This window comes from Psychrobacter sp. H27 (assembly GCF_059072655.1).
The window spans coordinates 757,103-777,584 of sequence record NZ_JCACRX010000001.1 but is presented as its reverse complement, the minus strand read 5'-3'; the positions used below and the strand labels follow the sequence as shown (position 1 = coordinate 777,584).

The following is a 20,482-nucleotide window of genomic DNA, read 5'->3' as shown; positions in this document are numbered from 1 at the left end:
ATCTCTCTTAACTATCAGGACTGTGCTATAAATAAATGACTAGCAATATAAGCGCAAACCTAATAAAGAGGAAAAACAATGACAACTCATATCGAGCGTATTAATAAACCTTTAGCATTGCCACTAGTAATCGCAGCTTTACTGTTCAGTACTGCAGCTTGCTCTAACTCTTCAACAGTAAACACCAGCAACAAAGTGACAGAGTATAAAGAAGTGCAAGTGCCTAAAGCGGATATGCAGGTAAGCGATGCTCAGGTCAGTCTAGAAAAGCCTGAGTTTACAACAAAGTCAGTGGCCACATTTGATGAGCCTTGGGCCATGGCCGCACTACCCAGTACCACCAACAAATCGCCACAGCTACTGGTCACCCAAAAAACAGGCGAGTTATTCATTGTGGATACCGCAACAGGTAGCAAAACACAGGTCGGAGGCGTACCTGAAGTTGCTTATGGTGGGCAAGGTGGTTTAGGAGACATTATACTAGCCCCAGACTTTGCGACTTCTAATGCTGTGTATCTAAGCTATGCAGAAGCAGGGACGGGAAGTGAGAGCAATACATTTGGTGCAAAAGTTATTAAGGCGACGCTCGCAGGACTAGATACTAATACGCCCACACTACAATCTATCACGCCCATTTGGGAGCAGTTTCCAAAAGTGACAGGACAAGGGCATTATAGTCATCGATTGCTATTTTCGCCGGATGGACGTTATCTATATATCAGCTCAGGCGAACGCCAAGACAAAGAACCAGCACAAGATATGAGCATGAATTTGGGTAAAATCATTAGACTTTATGCTGATGGTTCTGTGCCAAAGGACAATCCATTTGTCAGTGACAGCAATGACATTGCCTCTCAGTTCTGGACAATGGGCAATCGCAATGTACTTGGCATTAGATTTGATGAAAATGGCAGGCTTTGGGCCAATGAGATGGGGCCAAAGGGTGGTGATGAATTTAATCTGATTGAAAAAGGAAAGAACTACGGCTGGCCGATTGTCTCAAATGGTCGCAATTATTCAGGTACACCAATCCCAGACCATGACACTCGTCCTGATTTTGAGATGCCTAAAATTACATGGACGCCTGTTATCTCACCATCTTCACTCAGTCTATATACTGCTGGTAGCCATAACGACTTCCCAGCATTGCAAGGTGATTTTTTGATCAGTGGCTTGTCCTCGAAGGCGCTTATCGTAGTGCGTGTCAATGAAGATAATAGTGCTACTGAGCGTTATCGTTATGATATGGGTGAGCGTATTCGTAGCGTGATGGCAGTCGATGGGCAAGTGTGGGCGCTAGAGGATGGTGATGGCGGACAACTACTCAGATTAATGCCTAAATAGTCATTGGATTAGATGATTTATGGTTATGATTTTATGTAGTTATTCTAAAATAAGCATCAAATCTTTTAGAATAAACAAAAGGTTTTATCAAGTTTTATTTTGTAATTGATTGATAGTTAAAGCCTATTTTGTTAAGGTAATATTCCTTGAATTTTGAGACTTGCACATGGAAGAAGTAAAAGTAGGTAGATTGGGGCCTTTTCCACGGGTGAGCAAACCTGTGTTTATTACATCGTCACTGTTGATTATTGGATTTATTATTTTCGGTGCGCTTTTCACCGAAACAGCAGGGGCTGTCTTTAGTTTTTTACAGAACTTTATTACTGATAAGTTCGGTTGGCTATTTATTATATTAGTCAACGTCGCGCTTATACTTTGTGTTTACTTGGCAATGAGTCGCTACGGCGATATTAGGCTTGGTAACCAAACGGAGCGACCACAGTACAATCTGTTTTCTTGGATTGGTATGTTATTCTCTGCAGGTATCGGTATTGGCCTAGTATATTGGGGTACAGCGGAGCCGTTGTATCACTTTATGGCACCGCCGATGGGTGAGGCTGAGACAGTAGAAGCAGCCAAGCAAGCGATGAATATCTCGTTTATGCATTGGGGACTACATGCTTGGGCAATCTATACAATCGTAGCGCTGTCGTTGGCCTATTTCCATTTCCGCCGCGGTCTACCGTTATCGATTCGCTCCACTTTGTATCCTTTACTGGGTAAAAGAATTTATGGCCTATGGGGTCACACTGTTGATATCTTGGCTGTGTTCGGTACGATGTTTGGGGTGGTTACCTCGCTCGGACTTGGCGTCATGCAGATCAACTCCGGACTAGAAAAGCTGTTTGGTACGCCAAATAGTCTGACAGTACAGTTTGGCTTGATTGCCTTCATCACAGCGCTAGCAGCGGCTTCCGTTATGATGGGTCTGGACAAAGGTATCAAGCGTCTTAGTGACATCAACATCGGTTTTACAGTTGTATTGCTCGCGTTTATGGTTATTTTAGGACCAACGCTATTTATCTTTGATAGCTTTATCGAAAACATCGGTAACTATCTGACCGCGATTGTACCACTAGGTACATGGGGCGAGTCTTATAGCGAAACGGATTGGCAGAGCGGCTGGACAGTGTTCTATTGGGCATGGTGGGTTAGCTGGGCACCATTCGTTGGTATCTTTATCGCCCGTATTTCTCGTGGTCGTACCATTCGTGAATTTACGCTTGGCGTATTGTTAATCCCAATGCTTATCTTGTTCTTCTGGTTTACGACTTTTGGCGGCGTTGCTATTCACATGGAGCTTGCTTCTGCTGTGACAGGTATCAGCCCAGGGTTGGTCGAAGCGGTACAAGCAGACAGTGGTAGTGCTATCTTTAAATTGGTTGAGTACTATCCGTTGGCAAAACCTATCACGCTATTGATTGTGGTTATGATCATGCTATGGTTTGTGACCTCATCGGATTCAGCCAGTTTTGTTATCGATATGCTGACAGCTGGTGGTGATACCAATCCACCAAAAATTCAGCGTTTGTTTTGGGCAACGACAGAAGGCATTATCGCGGCTATATTGTTAGCAGCTGGCGGACTTTCTGCCCTACAGGCGGCAGCTATCGTCGCAGGCTTACCGTTTGCTCTAGTGATATTTGTCATTATGTATGCGTTACTGCGCGGGCTCAGCCGAGATCGTCTGATTCTATACCGTGCGCAGCAGCAATTTATCACAGATGAGTCAGCAGATCATAACTCTGCTAACGAGTTCGTCGATGAGCATTTACTCAAAGGTCCACCTAAGATTGTAAAAGGTGACTAAGCAGTAAAGTCGTTATTCAGGTTGTTCAGAGAAGCCCCAATTCAATAAATTGGGGCTTTTTTATTGGTGTCTACAAATGAGGATTATTTAGAATAAATGAACCCCAGTTAAAACAGCTACCAAAGTGTCGATACCATACCTATACATTAGCGACTGTTTTTTGAGTGTTATATTTGATAATTGGCTCATACCTTGGTATGGTTACGCACTTTTTTTTGGGGGAATACCTATGGATCATGTAAAAGTTGGCCGAGTAGGCCCTTTTCCGCGGGTAAGCAAACCTGTATTTTTGACGTCAGCAATATTGATACTTGCTTTTATTATCTTTGGCGCGTTATTCAACGAGCAAGCAGAGATAGTGTTCAATCAAGCAAAAGCATTTGTCTCTTTGCGCTTTGGTTGGTTCTTTATTGTCGTGGTCAATTTAACATTGGTCATGAGTATTTATATGATATTTAGTCGTTATGGCGATATCAGGCTTGGTCATCAAAACGAGAGACCTGCGTACAATCTTGTTTCTTGGGTTGGTATGTTGTTTTCGGCAGGCATCGGTATTGGGCTGCTATACTGGGGTACCGCTGAGCCACTGTATCACTTTATGGCACCGCCGTTAGGAGAACCAGAAACTGTTGCTGCAGCAAAACAAGCGATGAACATCTCGTTCCTTCATTACTGTTTTCATGTATGGGGGCTTTATGGCATGGTCGCGCTATCACTGGCATATTTCCATTACCGGGTAGGCTTACCACTGGCTATACGCTCAACCTTGTATCCAATGTTGGGTAAAAAGATCTACGGTGGTTGGGGTCATACGGTAGATACACTAGCGGTATTCGGTACGATGTTTGGGGTAGTCACGACGTTAGGTCTTGGTGTCCTACAGATCAATTCAGGTCTTGAGACCTTATTTGGTATTCCTAATAGTATTACGGTGCAGATTATCTTGATAGGTATTATCACGATGCTAGCAGGGTTGTCTCTGTTTGTAGGACTTGATAAAGGTATCAAACGCCTAAGTGATATTAATATATTATTCACTATCATATTACTGAGTTTTGTGATTATTTTTGGACCAACTCAATTTATTTTTAATAGTCTGATAGAGAATATTGGTAATTATTTGCATCAAATTGTACCGTTAGGTCTTTGGACAGAGTCTTATAAGGGCGAAGAAAACTGGCAGTCCTCTTGGACGATATTTTATTGGGCATGGTGGATTAGCTGGTCACCATTCGTTGGGGTATTTATTGCCCGTATCTCTCGAGGACGCACCATTCGTGAGTTCATGTTAGGAGTGTTGTTCATCCCTGTCACGATTTTATTTTTATGGTTTACCGCATTTGGTGGTTCTGCAGTAAATATGGAACTTATGGCAGCAGCAGATCCCAGTATTGCTAGTCCAGGACTTATCGAGGCGGTACAAGCAGATACAGGTAGCGCTATCTTTAAGTTGATGGAGTCTTACCCAGTCACTAACGCGGTCAATCTACTTATCGTAGTGATGATTGTGTTGTGGTTTGTCACGTCATCAGATTCAGCCAGTTTCGTTATCGATATGTTGACATCAGGTGGCGATACCAACCCACCAAAAATTCAGCGTTTGTTTTGGGCAGGCTCTGAAGGCGTTATCGCTGCAGTACTATTAGCAGCAGGTGGACTGAGTGCACTACAAGCCGCCTCTATTGTCTCAGGTTTCCCGTTCGCTATTGTGATCGTCGTGATGATGTATTCTTTATTACGTGGCCTGAGCCGAGATCGTTTGATACTGTATCGCAATCAGCAGTGGTTCACTACCGAAGAGTCAGCAGAGCACAACTCTGCCAATGAGTTCCGTGACGAAGAGTTGTTAAAAGGACCACCAGCCATCGAAAAAGAAGTTTAATTCTTAGATCGAATGTTTTAATGTTAATGGTGCCATTAGTCTTCGCCGCCATAAAAATACCCAGCTTATGACAGTTGGGTATTTTTATGTGTGCTTGAGTAGATGTTGCTACTAATAATGCCCTAATGGTTAATGACACTCGCCTTCTGTATAACCGATGGCTTCAGGTAGGTTGCATGCCGAACAGGCATTGCCCGCAGTACGGTAGCTTATCACTGAGCCTGTTTGAGTCTTCACGCAGACAGGCTCATATTGCATGGTGCACATGGTTTTGTTAGAGGGAGAAGCTGGGCACTGGGTAAGCGTATTTTCAATATTATTCGTGCCTGACTGAATAGGGGTAACGCTATCAGGAATATAGCTACAACCTGTTAGTATTAGTACCGATGTAAGAGCGAGGGACAAAATAAGCCATGATGACTTAAACGGGTTAACGAATGCTGATAGTGGTAATTGAGGTAGGTTATGTTGCATGAGGATAATTCCTTGTTTATGTCGTCCAATAGCGTCCTGTTATCGCCTATGAGCTATATAGTGAGACTGCTAAATCATATAATAGCCAATCTATAGTTATCTACTCAATAATCTTTCACAAAAAACCCAAGCCTAATGAGCTTGGGTTTTTATTTGATAAAGACGGTTACTGCTGCCATGCTTAGATATAAGTTCCTAAGAGGATAAGATCTACTTATTCAGCTGGCTTATCATCTTGGTTTAACTGCACATACTTATCGAAGTTTTGCGCATAATCTGTCAAGTTGTCGCTTAGCATCTGGCGATACTGTTTAACATAAAACTCAACAATATCGTCTTTTTCTTTGGCAAAATCATCGCCTTTGACAAAGCCAATAGAAGCAACTGATGCGCTATAGCGAGCAGCTGCATACAATAGAGAAGCGCCTACTTGTCCTGAATGAGCATCAGGGCCTAATTGACTGTTTGCGATGCCGATAATGGCGTCAGCACGCTGATAAAACGCCTGCATTTCAGGAGTGATTTCGACATTGCTGTCTTGAGTGTTACCATCTTGAATATTGTCTTGAGACATAAGCTGCTCCTAGTAATAAGTGTCGGTAATTTTTAGTATATAAAATGGGTTATAAAGACTCTAAAGCAGTGACGCTTATAATCCAGCGTCAGCTTTTAAGATGTCAGCTTTGTCTGTTTTTTCCCACGTAAAGGCAGTCTCTGAGCCTTGACGACCAAAATGTCCAAAGGTAGACGTTTGCTGATACATAGGTTGTAGTAAGTTCAACATACGAGTGATGCCATATGGGCGCAAGTCAAAATGGGTACGAATCAGGCGGATGATCTCATCGTTGCTGATTTTATTCGTCCCAAAAGTATTGACTGAGATAGAGGTTGGCTCAGCCACACCAATGGCGTAACTGACTTGTATCTCACAGCGATCAGCAAGACCAGCGGCGACGATGTTCTTCGCCACATAACGTACCGCATAAGCGGCGCTGCGATCTACTTTTGAAGGATCTTTACCACTGAATGCACCGCCACCATGACGTGCCATACCGCCGTATGTATCAACAATGATTTTACGACCCGTTAGACCCGCATCACCCACAGGACCACCAATCACAAATTTGCCTGTTGGGTTGATATGATAGCGTGTACCAGCATGTAACAGATCGGCTGGTAGTACTTGCTTGATAATAGACTCCATCACCGCTTCTTGTAGATCTGATTGCGAGATACTTGGGTCATGCTGTGTCGATAGAACGACTGCATCGATAGCGACAGGACGATTGCCATCGTATTTTAGAGTGACCTGTGCTTTAGCATCGGGGCGCAACCAAGGCAGATCGCCTGCACGGCGCAGCTCAGACTGACGCTCCATCAGACGGTGAGCGTATTCGATAGGGGCGGGCATCAATACGTCAGTTTCATTACTGGCATAACCGAACATTAAGCCCTGATCGCCTGCACCTTGCTCTTCAGGATCGCTACGATCGACACCTTGAGCGATCTCAGGAGACTGCTTGCCCAGCATGTTGATGACGGCACAAGTCTCGCCATCAAACCCTAAATCTGAATGATGATAGCCAATACCATTAACCGTATCGCGAACCAGACGCTCTAAATCGATGTTTGCTGTTGTGGTGATTTCGCCAGCAAGGATGACCGCGCCTGTTTTTACTAGGGTTTCGCAAGCTACGCGGGCATGTAGGTCTTCACGTAAGATAGCATCGAGGATAGCGTCTGATATTTGGTCAGCCATTTTATCAGGATGACCTTCGCTCACAGATTCTGAGGTAAATAAGTTGTATTCACGCATAATGGGGTCGCTTAATTGCAGGGACTGTAGTCGACAAACTCAGTCATTATTAAATGTATAGAAAAATGAAAGACGAAAACGAATCAAAAAATTAGCATATTTTACCGTGTATCGAGGTAAAACTCTAGCAATGTATGGTGTTGTGAGGTAACTGGTAATGGATTAAGGGCGGTAAAAGTCATCAATGTCGCTATTTTCTTGCCAACGAAATTCAGTATGTTGCGCCACTTGGTAGGCTTTCTCGACGCCATGTCTATCAGCGATAAAACCAAGTGCCATATCCATGCCTGCGCTAACCCCTGATGAGGTATAAAACTTACCATCAATGACCCAGCGTGCTTGCTTGATCCAATTCACTTGATCCGACTGACAAGTCACCCATTGCCATGCCATTTTATTAGAGGTTGCTCGCTTGCCATTTAACACACCGCTTTTTGCCAATAAGGCGCTACCAGTACAGACGCTCAGTACCCAATCAGCCTCATCAGTGAGAGTTGTTAGCGTTTGCAAAAAGGATGAATCGTAGACTAGCTGGCGTGTACCAAACCCGCCTGGTACCAAAACAATATCCGTCTGACAGGCTAATTCGCTGACAGTGACTGTTTGCATAGGTACGTCATGCTTACTGCGGATGATGCCACCAGCCATTGAGGTAAATTGGATACGATAATGCTCAGGCAAGCTCCCAAACATCTCAACGGGTCCGAATAAATCCAAGGTCTCAAAATCATCGAACACTAGCGCGGTAATCGTACGCATGTGGCACCCTTATTTGAAAGTATCTCTTATAAAGTACAGCTATCGTATTATGGCAGCTTGTCACACCATATCATGACATGTCATCACACTATCAATACTTTATCGGTCCATAAAAGTAAAACACAGTGATCAAACGGCAAACAATCAATGGTCATTATAGTTCTAAAAATTTAGCTTTGTCTTTGAACATGCACTCCTCATAGACAGGGCAAGCACCGCATTTGGGTGTGCGTGCTTGACAGGTATAGCGCCCGTGTAAAATAAGATAATGATGGGCGTCAACTATGAAGTCATCGGGTATACGTTCAACCAGTTTATTTTCGACGATTAGCACGTTTTTACCAGTAGCAAGACCGGTACGATTACCCACCCGAAAAATATGCGTATCAACCGCCATGGTGGGTTGACCAAAGGCCGTGTTCAACACCACATTGGCGGTTTTACGCCCAACGCCGGCTAGTGATTCTAAATCTTTGCGATTATCAGGGACGGTGCTATTGAATTTCTCAATCAAATCGCGGCAGGTTTTGATGACGTTTTTGGCCTTGGCATTGTATAAACCAATATTTTTGATATAAGATTTGAGACCCTCTTCACCTAGCGCGAGTATCGCCTCAGGTGTATTTGCCACAGGATATAGTTGCTGAGTGGCAATATTAACGCTCACATCGGTAGCCTGTGCGGATAAAATGACCGCAATCAGCAGCTCAAAGTTACTTTTATAATGCAGTTCAGTGACGGGCTCATCGATGGCCGCTTCTAACTTTTCGAAGAATGGACGCACATCGCGGTTGGGCATTCGCCGTGAAGGTGGGGTATCAGCTGTCTTATGTTTGACCGTTTTACTCATGGTGTTATGGCTATTATCTAATGAAGTGAGTATGCAAAATTATATGATAGTGAGACCAGTTATATTGCTTATTAAGGTATCAATCACGTAATCATAGGGCTACTTGCAGTGAGTCGAGTTCTGCTTGTAGCGCCTCAAGCTCTACTTGCTTTTTGTCATTAGCACGGACGCTAAGCTGTTTCTCTAACTTTTTGATTTTGGTACGTAGTTTGGCAGCTGCAATGGTGTTTTTTGCTTGTGCTTCGCTGATGTTTAGAGACTGGCTCGCTGCATTATTCAGTTTGGCCTCGACCATACTGACCACAGGTCTGCTATTGCTGGTATCAGCCAATTGCTCTGTCACACGTTTGAGATGCGTGTGGTAGCGCTGTCTCAAATCTTCTTGCTCGGCCAGTCTTTCAGGTGCAGATACTTCGCGATCAATAGTGACTAGATCGATGCAGTCGACAGGGCAGGGCGCGATACACAGCTCGCAGCCCGTACACAAATCGGTAAAGATCGTATGCATGTGTTTGCCCGTACCGACAATAGCGTCGACTGGGCACGCTGGGATACACTTGGTGCAGCCAATACAGTCGTCCTCACGGATGACCGCACGAACCTCTGTTGGACGACCAGATGTCATATCTATCGGCCACTGTGATGGCGCAGCGTTCAGGGCATGGCTCTGAGTGTCTACCCCAATCGTCTGAGCAATCGCGTCAGTCACTGGCTGACCACCAGGCACGCATTTGTTGTACGCCTCTCCCTCTAATACGATAGCAGCTGCATACGGCAAGCATCCGTCTGGATGCTCACAAAGTCCGCATTGTGTTTGCGGTAGACAAGCATCCACGCGTGCAATTTTTGTCTGTATCTCAGCGGGCAGGGTATCGATATGTAGTGATTTAAACAAAATCGGTAAGTCTACCAAGCGTGTCTGCTCAGCATGTTGAGCGACACGTGATACTGCTTGCGGATAGTCGTCGGTCTGAGACATGGTATTACTGGCCTTAATGTCAGTCATTATCAGTAGTGTCACTGATAGGAATCAATAGTTAGATAAGTAACGACTTGCCGGATGTGCTATAGACATATCACAGGTCTAACTAGCAGTATCATACGTTTAATAGCTAACCAGTCTATCTATACGGTTTATCTACACAATCTATAATAATCGCTCTTGTCTTGCGCCGCAAAAGATTAACATATTTGCAGTCGTAAAACATCATGATCAAATACCAAGATAGCAACATTAAAAAGACAGCATTACCAAAAAAACAGCACTGCCTTAAAGCCACAGCATCCTCAAAAAGTATAAGCCCAAACCTAACGATGATAATTTAATGCCATCGGCTCAAACCTAATAATGCTAATAGGTATTACAAAACGAGTGTTTGCGTAGCGCTTATTTGCCAAAACGTTTAAGGATAAAATCAATTAATAAATGCATACGATGAGGCATGTTATCACGGTCACGATAGAGCATCTGGCAGCCTCTTGGCTGATTGTTCCATTCAGGTAGTACCCACTGCAAACTGCCTGAGTTAATCAAAGGATTTGCATCATAATCAGGAATAAAGCCTAGACCGATACCATCAGCAATAGCTCCAGTTAATAGGCTGATATTATCAACCCTTAGACGTACATCGTTCATGGGCTGGTAGGTGTGTACTTCTCCAGTCATACGATGTTGTAGATGCCAAGTCGACATAGGCGTGCACAGTACCGTAGGATACTTCGCCAAATCGCTAGGCACTTGAATATCAGACACATCGATATTGCTAGCGGCACAAATCATAAAACGAATATGGGTCAACTGTCGTCCAATCCAATGATCGGCACTATGCTCACCAATACGAAAAGCAATATCAATTGCCTGCGCATCAATATCAATGGTTTGATTGGACAAACGTAAATCTAAGTTGATATCTGGATATTGCTTCAAAAAGGCGTTGAAATGCGGCGCTAAAATATCACTACCAAAGTTGACAGGGGCGCTGATTCTGATAGTACCTTTGGCTTGGTCTTTATCTTGTAGCAAGCAAGATGCGATATTTTCTAGCTCGTCAAAGAGATGAGCACTGCTTTTATAATATTGTTGCCCTGCATGGGTCAGCTGAACACGATGTGCATCACGATTTAGCAATCTCAGTCCCAGATCGGTCTCTAATTTGGCAATGCGGCGGCTCAAGGTGGATAGTGGCATATCAAGCATCACTGAGGCTTGGCGAAAGCTGCCATAGCGTACAACCGCACAAAAGCTGCGCATATCGTCAAGGGAGTAGTTAAATTTCATATTCGGAATCTATGCTCTCGTTATTGCTTGTTTATACCGTATTTAAAATATATACACTGGTGCTTATCTTTTCGCAAGTTTTTTGGAAGTCATATGAGCCGTTCAGCGAATACCACCGCCGTATTGTGTTTGCTACTGTGCACGTTCTTTTGGGGCGCAAGTTTTCCCGTTGGCAAACACGCTTTGAATGAGGTCAATGCCTTGACTTTGGTCGTATGGCGTTTTGGTATTGCCTCGGTATGTCTGTACCTCTATGCAAAATACAAGCACATGCCACTGCCAACGCTCACACCAAAACAATGGGCATGGGCGATTGGTGTCTCTATCATCGGTGTTGGCGGCTTAAACTTGGGGCTATTCACAGGCCTGGCGCAGACCAATGCCAACAACGGCGCCTTGATTATGGCGCTGAGCCCGTTGGTTACTTCTTTGATTGGTTCTGTGGCACAGCGTCAGTTCCCTACGAGAGGCGCATTGTTTAGTTTGGTGGTCTGTCTCTCTGGGGTATTACTGGTACTGACCGATGGCGCATTTGCCAAACTATTAGGGTTTGAGTTCAATCATGGTGATCAAATTATCTTTTTGGGCATGTTGTGCTGGAGTCTATATACCTATCTGACCCAAGGTATCAGTAGCTGGATGCCAATGATTCCTTATACTTTGGTTGGTATGTTATCAGGGCTTGGAGTGATCTCACTTATGGTGCTGTTTAGCGCAGATGTGCACCCTATACAAGAGAGCCTAGCGATCAGTCGCAGTGTCTTTGGTGACCTGATGTTCATTGGTATCTTTGGTACGGTTGGTGGCTATCTACTATGGATTTCTGGTGTTAAGCAAGTAGGCGCTACCAATGCCTCTCTATTTTTCAATTTTGTACCTGTATTTGCCGCGCTCACCGCGTTTGCTTATGGTCAGCAAGTGACTGCTTTGCAATTGTTAGGCATGGCGATCGTGATTGCAGGATTGTTGATACCTAGACTGGTAGAGTGGCAGTATCAGCGTGTGGGCTTGCGCAATGCATGAGCCACTACAGAACTCCCAATATAATGCAGCATCACGCTGATATCAGCGCATTCTAATCTAATAGTAAGACGCCTTGCTCGGTAGCAATTTGATCGATCAAATCTCGAGCGATGCTACCTTTTGGCGGGATTCTGGGTAGATTAGATAGATCAAAAAAGTCAGCATGTGATAACTCTTCTTCTTGAATGATGATATCACCATCGGCATAAGACGCGCGAAACCCTAGCATTAAGTTGGAGGGAAACGGCCATGGTTGACTGCTCACATAGCGGATGTCTGAAACGCTAATATGCACCTCTTCTGCCACTTCGCGGACGACTGCATGCTCTAGACTCTCTCCAACTTCTACGAATCCTGCGATCAAACCATACATGGGTGGCAGTTTTTGCTGTCCATGGCGATGGTGATGAGCCAATAGGATTTGTAGCTCGCCGGTCACTGGGTTTGGGCGAGTAATAGCAGTAATGACGCACGGCTGTACGCGAGGATACTGGCGCAGCCTACATATAGGACAAACCATAGCACGTTCGCCTTGGTTGGCATGCACCGTAGGGCTAGCGCAGCGACTACAAAATTGTGTATCTGCTTGCCAGCTCAATAGTTGTATGGCTTGGCTAATCTGATCTGACAAAGCAACTGGCAAATGTGTCATCAGCTGGCGATAAGGAACAAATACACTATCACTGCTTTCAGCGATGATAGGCAGCGTTACGCCGTGCGCGACTGCATAATCATAAGTCATGGCAGTTGTTGCTTGGGCAGTAAAGGTTTGAGCGTCTTCGTTATCAGCAGTACTGTTGGACAGCCAATGATGCGGCGACAGGCTTTCGTGTAGCGTGATATGACCAACCTGATAACCAGGCTCATCTGAGTTATTGCGACTTGAGGGCAGTTCAATTTGCCACGGCCACCAGCCATCTGGCATTTGACGACATAGAACAGTGTCGCCACTCAGTACGAAAGCATGTGCCATAAAGTTTTCCAAACAGTTTGAGATAAACCTGCATCGGCTTAGATACAGACTTATTTAAAGTAAATGATCTTATCGATGATAGTTAAGATAAATGTCATGGCGGTAACGTTATAACCATGACATTCAGACCACTTTATCACGCAGCAAGTAAGTGGCTCAGGCTTTGCTGACCAATATCAAGGGCTTGCTTGCTAACAGGACGGTTATTCTCAAAGCCATCTAAATGATGATCGACGGCCATAATGACATCAGCGATGCAGGCCAATGTGCTGTCTTCAATGCGTCGTTCGCTTTCTATACGTTGCTCGATATAGTTAGCCAATTGACTCAGCATACTAGCAGGAGTAGGCAGCTGTAAGAAGCGTACTGCACCTGCGACTTGACGCATCATGCCAGGGACGTTTTGAATATTTAACATATCACGCTCAGGCTCTGCCAAGTAGTCATTGATGGCTTGCTCGACACTTGCGATAGCAGTACGACTCTCTTGTATCAACGTATCGTTGGCTGTATTGAGCTGATGCAATGAGATGTGAGGGTTGTTTAGCGGTAGATAAATCGCCCCTGGTGTATGCATCTCTGCCATTGCAATGGCTGCGTTCTCTGCATGCATTAATGCCAATAATAAATGGTCAAAATCATCTGGTGACGGCGCTTGCCAATGACTGACAGCGTCTGCTGCGGTGCTAAGGCTATTGGCAGCATTTGACAGTCCAAGCAGACGTAGCGCTGAGCTAAGCTCAGTCAAAGCTTCGATTATCTGTGCGGTATGCATATCGATTGGATTGATCGAGTCACCACGTGCATAGCTGTCCACATTTTCTTTGATCGAACCAATCTGCGTTTGAATAATAGTATTTAAGGTATCGGTAAGCGCGCGATTGGGACCAAACAAGAAACGCTTCATTTCATCAAGCTGAGTACCTTCTAAATGGTTACTTGCATACTGCTCACGCAAGTGCTGTGCCGCTGCGCTATCACGCTGGCAGGCAAAGCTAACCAAATCAGCAAAGCGTGTGTCCATCACTGGTAAATAGCTGTGAAATTGCTGCTCTAAATAAATTAACGTATGTTTTTGGCTCAAACTTAATGGCATAACCGCTGCAAGATCAGTAACAGCAGTCGTCGCTGCTTGCCAAAATAAACTATTGGTCTGTGACGCTATCAATGCACAGGCAGCGCTCATCGCATCGAGTCTTTGCTGCTCGTTGGCATCGATATCGCCATCTTGATTCAGTAGCGCTACTCCAAGACCACTGCGATACGCATCAGTGAGTAGTTCTGTATCCAAATTAAGTGAGCTGAGCGGTTCGAAATTTTGTTCCGGATTGGCGATAATGACGCTACTGCTGCCAAAGGCAGCAAAGTCTTCGACCACCATAGGCGGTTTCTGCCCGTGAGCATTAAGCTTGTTGACCACGGGTAATAATAAAGTCGGCTCTACCGATTCAGTTAGTAGGACAAACTCGATATAGCGATCCAACGTCATGATGGCTTCTGATAGATCCATGATTAGATCGACATCATTATTATCGCCACTATCATAAAGACGCTGTAGACCATCAACGATGGCATCGTTCAACAGCTCTGCACCGACTAAAGAGATCAGTTTAAAAATACGGGACAGCTGTTTTAGGACACCAATAGAGTCTAATAATAAAGGGGCTTGACTGTTATCGTCGTTGAACTCACTTAAGTGAATCTCAGTATCCTTAAGTGTGGCGACAACCTCATCATGCAACAAATGAAGGGAGGGTAGATTAAAATCAGTAACACTAAGCGTAGGGGCGGTTAACTTCATTTGCGCAGACTGGTCCATAAGTATTTTTCCATAATGTACTGATGAGAATAACAATGGTATAAATTCGAATTATAAAATAGTTGTTAGTGATGTTTTAACGTTTTATTTAATAATAATCAAGACTATATTGTACAATTGTCGATGTGGAGTCAGTCGACGGCAACAGAATATTAGACAATTTTGTTTACAGTATGCATCGTGCTTCGGCACTTGACTGCCTATATTTGTTTGCGCTGAGTTAACGACCATCAGCTGCCAAACGTCAACTAGACATCAGCTAGAGATTGGCGTTGAGTGCAGGGTAGTCTTCTGCCAAAGCGCTATACCAGCTTTGATTGGCGGTCTCGTCTGTAGATGATGCTAGCAATAAATTTGCCAAATCAGCGAAATTTGCATGAGCGGTCTGTCCACCATCTGCTTGAGTGTCCTCTTCAATGGCGAGGGTGACCTGTCCACCTGTCATTGCCAAATACACTTCGGCTAAAATCTCTGAATCCAGTAAGGCACCGTGAAAGGTACGGTCTTGCTTGCCAACGTTTAGGCGACGCACTAGGGCATCTAGGGTGTTTTTTTGCCCTGGGTATTGCTGCTTTGCCATGACCAAAGAGTCAGTGACTTGTACCCGATTGGCAAAGTCATTCAAACCAACTTTCGCAAACTCCATATTTAAGAAGTTCATATCAAACGTGGCGTTATGAGCGATAATCTCAGCGCCATCCATGAAATCATATAAGGCCTGTGCCACTTGATCAAAAGTAGGCTTATCGGTCAAGAATGCCTCAGAGATACCATGAATACGAATGACTTCCTCATCCATACCGCGCTGCGGGTTGATGTAGACGTGTAGTTTCTCACCAGTGAATTTACGTCCAACCATCTCTACGATACCCACTTCAATGACTCGGTCACCTTTTAGGGCATCAAGTCCTGTGGTCTCCGTATCCATAATGAGCTGGCGATCTGCCTCATGACGATGTATTGGTTTTGGTAGCAGCGGTTTGAAATGAGGGTTGGCACGGCTCGTATCCCCATCAAACTTAGGAGCATCAGGATCTATACTCATCGTTTCGCTATTTATGGTGGTATCAGTCATAGATGTTTTGACCTCTGGCATATCATTGATAATCGTCGGGGTATTGGTGTTGATATTGCTGTGATGATGCGTAGCCAGCGCACGATCATCTTTATTTGTGGTAGTAGCTTGATGGGAGTCATAAACCTGCGACTCATCCTCTAATATGTCTTCTTCATACTCATCGTCTGCCATATCTAAACCCAATGGGTCGAACTTCAGCCAATCATCATTAGATGAGTTCTGGGTCTTAACAGACGTCACGTGGTCTTTTTTTTTAGTGCTGTCCGATTCGGCTATTGCTGTATGACCGCTATTTGATGTGACTCCTAAATTTGCCAGCTCATCTGCTTTTTCGTTACCTGCATGTCCAGCATGACCTTTGACCCAGTGCCAGCTCACATCGCGCATCTGGCACAGTTTATCTAGTTGCTGCCATAGGTCTTTGTTCGCGACGGGCTTTTTGCTGGCTGTTTTCCAGCCTTTTTTCTTCCAACCTTCAATCCATTCGGTGATGCCTTTTTGGACATAACTGGAGTCTGTCCAAATCTCAAGCCTCTGCTCATGCGGACTATGAGTTAGGGCCTGTATCGCACCCATTAGCTCCATGCGGTTGTTGGTGGTTTCTTTATCGCCGCCATATAGGTCTTGTGTATTGCCATCACTGAATATGAGATGCGCGCCCCAACCGCCAGCGCCAGGATTACCTTTGCAGGCGCCATCAGTATAGGCGACGGTGGTATTTGCTTTGGCGGCTAGTGGATTGGTCGCATTGTCTGTGATGGATGGCATAGGGTTACTACCGTTGTCTGACATAAAAGAATATTGACCTGATAAAGGATGGGCATAGCATTGTGCTAAAGCATCTTGTTCATGCTATATGTACCAAGTGCTGACGTTGTGAGTATAGCAAATCTATAATAAATAGGGGCAATCACCACGCACAAAATCGCAAAACCCTTCTGTCTACTCACAACATAATAGTAACCTGATTGTTTTCTGTTAAAATAACATTAGCGTACTGCCAGCAACATCACACAAAAGCGCCATAGCAAAAAGTAGCGAAATCAAGTTACCTAGAACCAGTTATAGGTAACTGATTCTAGATGGCTCCTTGGTACTGCTTTGACAACGTTGCTTTGATGATTATGCAATAATGATTCGCTCAAAGACAGCTTCTAATACATAACTGCAGGGTAACCCTATTATGTCCTTACGCTCAAACATTTCTTATAAAAGACTGACGTATCTGATGCTCAGTGTGACTGCCAGTAGCGCGCTCTTTTTGAGTGCTTGTAATGATAGCAGTACTCAAGCAGATAGTGAGGTTGCGACAGACCTGTCTGTCTTTGAGGGTTGCTATACCGTGAGCCAAGACGAGCCTGCCCAGATAAAGGTTAGTCAACAAGAAGGCGCTTGGGTGATGCAGATGAAAGAGCCGGCCACAGCCAAACGTGTTTGGGATAATCCTGAGACATTAGAGGTGATTGACAATAGTAATATACCGCAGTTTTTCTCTATTGATCCCGATAATGTCGATGCAGTCATTGGTCGTCCTGATCGAGTGCTGGTACTGGCCCATGTCAAGTCCTCCTATGCAAATATCGACCCGCTGTTAGACAGTGAGTACTTGTCTTATATTTACCGAGGTGCCAACACTATCTACCGAGTAGAGTGTGATGATATCAATACGGATATTTTAGGCAATCCCCATGCTGATATTATTATCGATAATGTCAATGAGAGTATCTAAAACGGTTTCCATCAGCATTATTGATTAAAGACAGTATTTTTAGATCGTATCTTAAAACCGTATTTTGCTATAAACAGTCATACCATTAGAGTTAAGCAATATGAATTTTTTCAGTTATGTCGTGTTAGGCGGGTTTTCTTATGCAGCGGGTTGGGCGATAAGAACCTATGTATTAGAAAAACAGCCGACACCTGAACAGCCCTATAATCTAAAGCACCCTGCTATTTTGGCATATTTGGGTGGGTTTTTTATCATTATGCTCATTGTTTCGTGGTTGATTGGTCGTTATGCACTTGGTCATGCTTTGATTGATTTACCTTTTATTATTATCAATAGTTTGGTGGCGACCTTTGTCTATTCGTTCGGACTCAATCCAGAGAAAGCGAGATACGATGTCCCTGATTAAAGCATGCCAGTAGGTGGGCTGGCAGCAAAAAGCCACGACCGAATCTTAGATGAACGGTCGTGGCTTTGGTTTATCAGCTTATTCGATACTACAGTCTTATAAGCGTTTAGTACGCTGTAAAACTTGATCGGTTGATTGCTTGGATTAATTGATTAACAGTTATGAGGCTTTTTTTAGGTCGGCGCTGTTTTCATCACTGTCTTTCTTGTCACCATCTTTCTTATCACTGTTAGTTTCTTTATCAGTACCAGCCTCATCGTTACTATTTTTATCGGCGTATTTTTTGGCCTCTGATTTAGCTTTGGCATCTGATTGTTCTTGCTTCCATTCTTTGTATTTTTGCAGATCTTTTTTGGCTTGTTTTAAGCAAAATCTAAGTACCAGTGCATCATCGATATGACCGATGAATGGAATAGAATCAGGAATCAAATCAATTGGGTTTAGCGTATATATCGCACCAACAACGCCAGCTGAAATGGTCTTAAAAGGAATTTTACGGTAATCACCTTTATAATAATCTTTGACAAGACTCATAAATAGCATTAGATCATCACTAAAAGGTTCAAGGTATCCGCTGTCTTCTAGCTTTTCTTTTAGTTTGCTTTCTTTACTGAGTAAATATTCCAAATTAGAGTCAAGCGCTTTGTTTTTGTCTGTTTTTTTATTAAACATAAATTTTGCCTTTTATTATTTTCGATGAATTCGTATTTACAGTAACAAATCCAATCGACCTATATTGTGTGTCTCGGTAGCGAAAAAGTAAATATAGGTAAAGGTTGGGCAACTTGGCTGCTGGTGAGATACGTTACAATATGAGCGCACGACTATAGTAACGGGTATGGACATAAGTATGTCTTGCGATAAATATATATCAGTACAAAATCGCACAGCATAGATAAACAACAAAAATAAAAGTATATAGGCAGTAGTAACGTATGGGTTCAAACACTCTATTAGCTAAAAATGAGCGCTCAAAACTAGCGACTAGTATCAGCACCAGATTAAACCGCCGGCAGTTTTTGCGTCACGTGGGTATCGGTGCAGGCACAGCAGCATTAGCGACTCAAGGCATCTCTCAAGTACTTGCCGCGAGTACTGCCGATGCTAATAATATATCGCAGCTGACCAAAGATGATTTACCGATGGCATTATCGGGTGAGCAGCCATCATTACCCTCACAGTCGTCACTAACCCAAACGCGCTGTATTACCCCAACCATTGAGACACGAATTTTTGCCAGCTCCAATGTGGGCGGCAGTAGCGATCGCAACCAGTTGGCATTGGATCGTATGGCTTGTGCTGGGTTTAAGGTAAACAACCCTACCATTACCAATCGTCAGTATTTGCGCTTTTCGGGTACAGACTCTCAGCGGGCAAGTGACTTTCAAAATATAGCCACTGGTGCGATAGCGGCACCAAAACTCCTACTTGGTGTCCGCGGTGGTTATGGTGCGATGCGACTATTGCCCATGGTTGATTGGGTAACACTTGGGCGTATCACAAAAGAGCGCGGCACGATACTCGCAGGGTTTAGCGATGTGACAGCTCTTCAGTGTGCATTACTGGCAAAAGGGTCAATGAGCTCGCTGGCGGCCCCCATGCTCTATAGTGAGTTTGGCAAATCAGCGCCCGACCACGTCAGTTGTCGGCAGTTTGCCGAAGCGCTAATCAATCCTCGCTTAACCATCAGCATACAAGACGCATCTTTGACCAGTCAGAATTTGCCTAGTATCTTAGCTAGCGGTGAGCCAAAACCAATAACGGGTACTATCTGGGGTGGTAATTTGAGCGTGGTATCTGCATTGGCAGGTAGTGAGTATCTGCCTCACATTGATGGTGGTATTGTGTTCTTAGAAGACGTGGGGGAGCAGGCATATCGTATTGAGCGTATGTTGTATGATTTGTACCTAGCAGGTGTCTTTAAACATCAACAAGCGATTGTATTTGGGGCGTTGTCTGGTGCAGGCGAGGACAGTTATGACAAGCGCTATGATGTTGCCACAGTCATTCGCCAATTGCATGAACTAACAGGATTGCCGGTTTATAGTGGTATGCGTTTTGGTCATATCGGTCAAAAGCACAGCTTCCCACTTGGTGCCACGTGCCAGCTCAGCCCTGATACAGATGGTGGCTATCAGTTGGCATTTAGCGACTATCCAACTATCAAGGCTGACGCTATTCATGTAGAGGGCTTATGGCAGCCTGCTTAAACCTTGAGCGCTCAGCACTAAGTACTTAGTA

The 20,482-nt window shown here is 44.2% G+C and carries 18 protein-coding genes; 7 read left to right on the top strand and 11 right to left on the bottom strand.

Features of this window, described 5'->3' with window-relative positions; genetic code table 11:
- Nucleotides 1–78: 78 nt before the first annotated feature.
- The 3 genes from AC5JPY_RS02995 to AC5JPY_RS02985 all read left to right on the top strand — a co-directional run bounded on the left by AC5JPY_RS02995 (nucleotide 79) and on the right by AC5JPY_RS02985 (nucleotide 5,036).
- Nucleotides 79–1,344: a PQQ-dependent sugar dehydrogenase gene (locus AC5JPY_RS02995; RefSeq protein WP_493852069.1), complete on the top strand. Its 1,266-nt coding sequence runs from the start codon at nucleotides 79–81 to the stop codon at nucleotides 1,342–1,344.
- A 166-nt stretch (nucleotides 1,345–1,510) separates the two neighbouring features.
- A complete protein-coding gene (locus AC5JPY_RS02990; protein ID WP_493852068.1) occupies nucleotides 1,511–3,154 on the top strand; it encodes a BCCT family transporter in 1,644 nt (547 codons plus the stop codon).
- 229 nt (nucleotides 3,155–3,383) lie between these two features.
- Entirely contained in the window at nucleotides 3,384–5,036 is a 1,653-nt protein-coding gene (locus tag AC5JPY_RS02985) for a BCCT family transporter (protein WP_493852067.1), read from the top strand.
- Between the two features lie 129 nt (nucleotides 5,037–5,165).
- On the opposite strand, the gene AC5JPY_RS02980 is transcribed toward AC5JPY_RS02985, so the two are convergent.
- From AC5JPY_RS02980 to AC5JPY_RS02950, 7 genes are all read right to left on the bottom strand, one after another.
- Nucleotides 5,166–5,510, bottom strand: a complete 345-nt coding sequence (locus tag AC5JPY_RS02980; protein ID WP_493852066.1) for a hypothetical protein — start codon at nucleotides 5,508–5,510, stop codon at nucleotides 5,166–5,168.
- Between the two features lie 214 nt (nucleotides 5,511–5,724).
- Entirely contained in the window at nucleotides 5,725–6,084 is a 360-nt protein-coding gene (locus AC5JPY_RS02975; RefSeq protein WP_493852065.1) for a DUF3144 domain-containing protein, read from the bottom strand.
- 75 nt (nucleotides 6,085–6,159) lie between these two features.
- Nucleotides 6,160–7,326: a methionine adenosyltransferase gene (gene metK, locus AC5JPY_RS02970; protein ID WP_319050483.1), complete on the bottom strand. Its 1,167-nt coding sequence runs from the start codon at nucleotides 7,324–7,326 to the stop codon at nucleotides 6,160–6,162.
- Between the two features lie 162 nt (nucleotides 7,327–7,488).
- Complete coding sequence (locus AC5JPY_RS02965; RefSeq protein WP_493852064.1) at nucleotides 7,489–8,085, bottom strand: DJ-1/PfpI family protein; 597 nt, start codon at nucleotides 8,083–8,085, stop codon at nucleotides 7,489–7,491.
- A 154-nt stretch (nucleotides 8,086–8,239) separates the two neighbouring features.
- Entirely contained in the window at nucleotides 8,240–8,935 is a 696-nt protein-coding gene (nth, locus tag AC5JPY_RS02960; RefSeq protein WP_319050481.1) for an endonuclease III, read from the bottom strand.
- Between the two features lie 91 nt (nucleotides 8,936–9,026).
- Nucleotides 9,027–9,914, bottom strand: a complete 888-nt coding sequence (locus AC5JPY_RS02955; protein WP_493852063.1) for an RnfABCDGE type electron transport complex subunit B — start codon at nucleotides 9,912–9,914, stop codon at nucleotides 9,027–9,029.
- A 408-nt stretch (nucleotides 9,915–10,322) separates the two neighbouring features.
- Nucleotides 10,323–11,213, bottom strand: coding sequence for a LysR family transcriptional regulator (locus AC5JPY_RS02950; protein WP_443526309.1), 891 nt, complete (start codon nucleotides 11,211–11,213; stop codon nucleotides 10,323–10,325).
- A gap of 93 nt (nucleotides 11,214–11,306) precedes the next feature.
- On the opposite strand from AC5JPY_RS02950, the gene AC5JPY_RS02945 reads away from it, so the two are divergent.
- Entirely contained in the window at nucleotides 11,307–12,236 is a 930-nt protein-coding gene (locus tag AC5JPY_RS02945) for a DMT family transporter (protein ID WP_493852062.1), read from the top strand.
- Between the two features lie 52 nt (nucleotides 12,237–12,288).
- Here the strand turns inward: AC5JPY_RS02945 and nudC are convergent, their stop codons facing one another.
- The 3 genes from nudC to dnaQ all read right to left on the bottom strand — a co-directional run bounded on the left by nudC (nucleotide 12,289) and on the right by dnaQ (nucleotide 16,898).
- Nucleotides 12,289–13,209 (bottom strand): NAD(+) diphosphatase, encoded by a 921-nt coding sequence (nudC, locus tag AC5JPY_RS02940; protein WP_493852061.1) that lies wholly within the window; start codon nucleotides 13,207–13,209, stop codon nucleotides 12,289–12,291.
- A gap of 136 nt (nucleotides 13,210–13,345) precedes the next feature.
- The gene (locus tag AC5JPY_RS02935; RefSeq protein WP_319050476.1) at nucleotides 13,346–15,028 is read right to left on the bottom strand and encodes a hypothetical protein; all 1,683 of its coding nucleotides are present in this window, start codon (nucleotides 15,026–15,028) and stop codon (nucleotides 13,346–13,348) included.
- Between the two features lie 259 nt (nucleotides 15,029–15,287).
- Complete coding sequence (gene dnaQ, locus AC5JPY_RS02930) at nucleotides 15,288–16,898, bottom strand: DNA polymerase III subunit epsilon (protein ID WP_493852060.1); 1,611 nt, start codon at nucleotides 16,896–16,898, stop codon at nucleotides 15,288–15,290.
- A gap of 391 nt (nucleotides 16,899–17,289) precedes the next feature.
- Here dnaQ and AC5JPY_RS02925 point away from each other — a divergent pair, with 391 nt between their 5' ends.
- Nucleotides 17,290–17,835: a hypothetical protein gene (locus AC5JPY_RS02925; RefSeq protein WP_493852059.1), complete on the top strand. Its 546-nt coding sequence runs from the start codon at nucleotides 17,290–17,292 to the stop codon at nucleotides 17,833–17,835.
- 100 nt (nucleotides 17,836–17,935) lie between these two features.
- Complete coding sequence (locus tag AC5JPY_RS02920; protein WP_319050473.1) at nucleotides 17,936–18,241, top strand: hypothetical protein; 306 nt, start codon at nucleotides 17,936–17,938, stop codon at nucleotides 18,239–18,241.
- A gap of 159 nt (nucleotides 18,242–18,400) precedes the next feature.
- Here the strand turns inward: AC5JPY_RS02920 and AC5JPY_RS02915 are convergent, their stop codons facing one another.
- Entirely contained in the window at nucleotides 18,401–18,913 is a 513-nt protein-coding gene (locus AC5JPY_RS02915; RefSeq protein ID WP_493852058.1) for a YkvA family protein, read from the bottom strand.
- Between the two features lie 263 nt (nucleotides 18,914–19,176).
- On the opposite strand from AC5JPY_RS02915, the gene AC5JPY_RS02910 reads away from it, so the two are divergent.
- Nucleotides 19,177–20,451, top strand: coding sequence for an LD-carboxypeptidase (locus AC5JPY_RS02910; protein ID WP_493852057.1), 1,275 nt, complete (start codon nucleotides 19,177–19,179; stop codon nucleotides 20,449–20,451).
- Nucleotides 20,452–20,482: the final 31 nt, after the last annotated feature.

Coding starts and splice junctions, on each gene's coding strand:
- AC5JPY_RS02995 (WP_493852069.1), top strand. CDS start 79: ATGACAACTCATATCGAGCGTATTAATAAACCTTTAGCATTGCCACTA.
- AC5JPY_RS02990 (WP_493852068.1), top strand. CDS start 1,511: ATGGAAGAAGTAAAAGTAGGTAGATTGGGGCCTTTTCCACGGGTGAGC.
- AC5JPY_RS02985 (WP_493852067.1), top strand. CDS start 3,384: ATGGATCATGTAAAAGTTGGCCGAGTAGGCCCTTTTCCGCGGGTAAGC.
- AC5JPY_RS02980 (WP_493852066.1), bottom strand. CDS start 5,510: ATGCAACATAACCTACCTCAATTACCACTATCAGCATTCGTTAACCCG.
- AC5JPY_RS02975 (WP_493852065.1), bottom strand. CDS start 6,084: ATGTCTCAAGACAATATTCAAGATGGTAACACTCAAGACAGCAATGTC.
- metK (WP_319050483.1), bottom strand. CDS start 7,326: ATGCGTGAATACAACTTATTTACCTCAGAATCTGTGAGCGAAGGTCAT.
- AC5JPY_RS02965 (WP_493852064.1), bottom strand. CDS start 8,085: ATGCGTACGATTACCGCGCTAGTGTTCGATGATTTTGAGACCTTGGAT.
- nth (WP_319050481.1), bottom strand. CDS start 8,935: ATGAGTAAAACGGTCAAACATAAGACAGCTGATACCCCACCTTCACGG.
- AC5JPY_RS02955 (WP_493852063.1), bottom strand. CDS start 9,914: ATGTCTCAGACCGACGACTATCCGCAAGCAGTATCACGTGTCGCTCAA.
- AC5JPY_RS02950 (WP_443526309.1), bottom strand. CDS start 11,213: ATGAAATTTAACTACTCCCTTGACGATATGCGCAGCTTTTGTGCGGTT.
- AC5JPY_RS02945 (WP_493852062.1), top strand. CDS start 11,307: ATGAGCCGTTCAGCGAATACCACCGCCGTATTGTGTTTGCTACTGTGC.
- nudC (WP_493852061.1), bottom strand. CDS start 13,209: ATGGCACATGCTTTCGTACTGAGTGGCGACACTGTTCTATGTCGTCAA.
- AC5JPY_RS02935 (WP_319050476.1), bottom strand. CDS start 15,028: ATGGACCAGTCTGCGCAAATGAAGTTAACCGCCCCTACGCTTAGTGTT.
- dnaQ (WP_493852060.1), bottom strand. CDS start 16,898: ATGTCAGACAACGGTAGTAACCCTATGCCATCCATCACAGACAATGCG.
- AC5JPY_RS02925 (WP_493852059.1), top strand. CDS start 17,290: ATGTCCTTACGCTCAAACATTTCTTATAAAAGACTGACGTATCTGATG.
- AC5JPY_RS02920 (WP_319050473.1), top strand. CDS start 17,936: ATGAATTTTTTCAGTTATGTCGTGTTAGGCGGGTTTTCTTATGCAGCG.
- AC5JPY_RS02915 (WP_493852058.1), bottom strand. CDS start 18,913: ATGTTTAATAAAAAAACAGACAAAAACAAAGCGCTTGACTCTAATTTG.
- AC5JPY_RS02910 (WP_493852057.1), top strand. CDS start 19,177: ATGGGTTCAAACACTCTATTAGCTAAAAATGAGCGCTCAAAACTAGCG.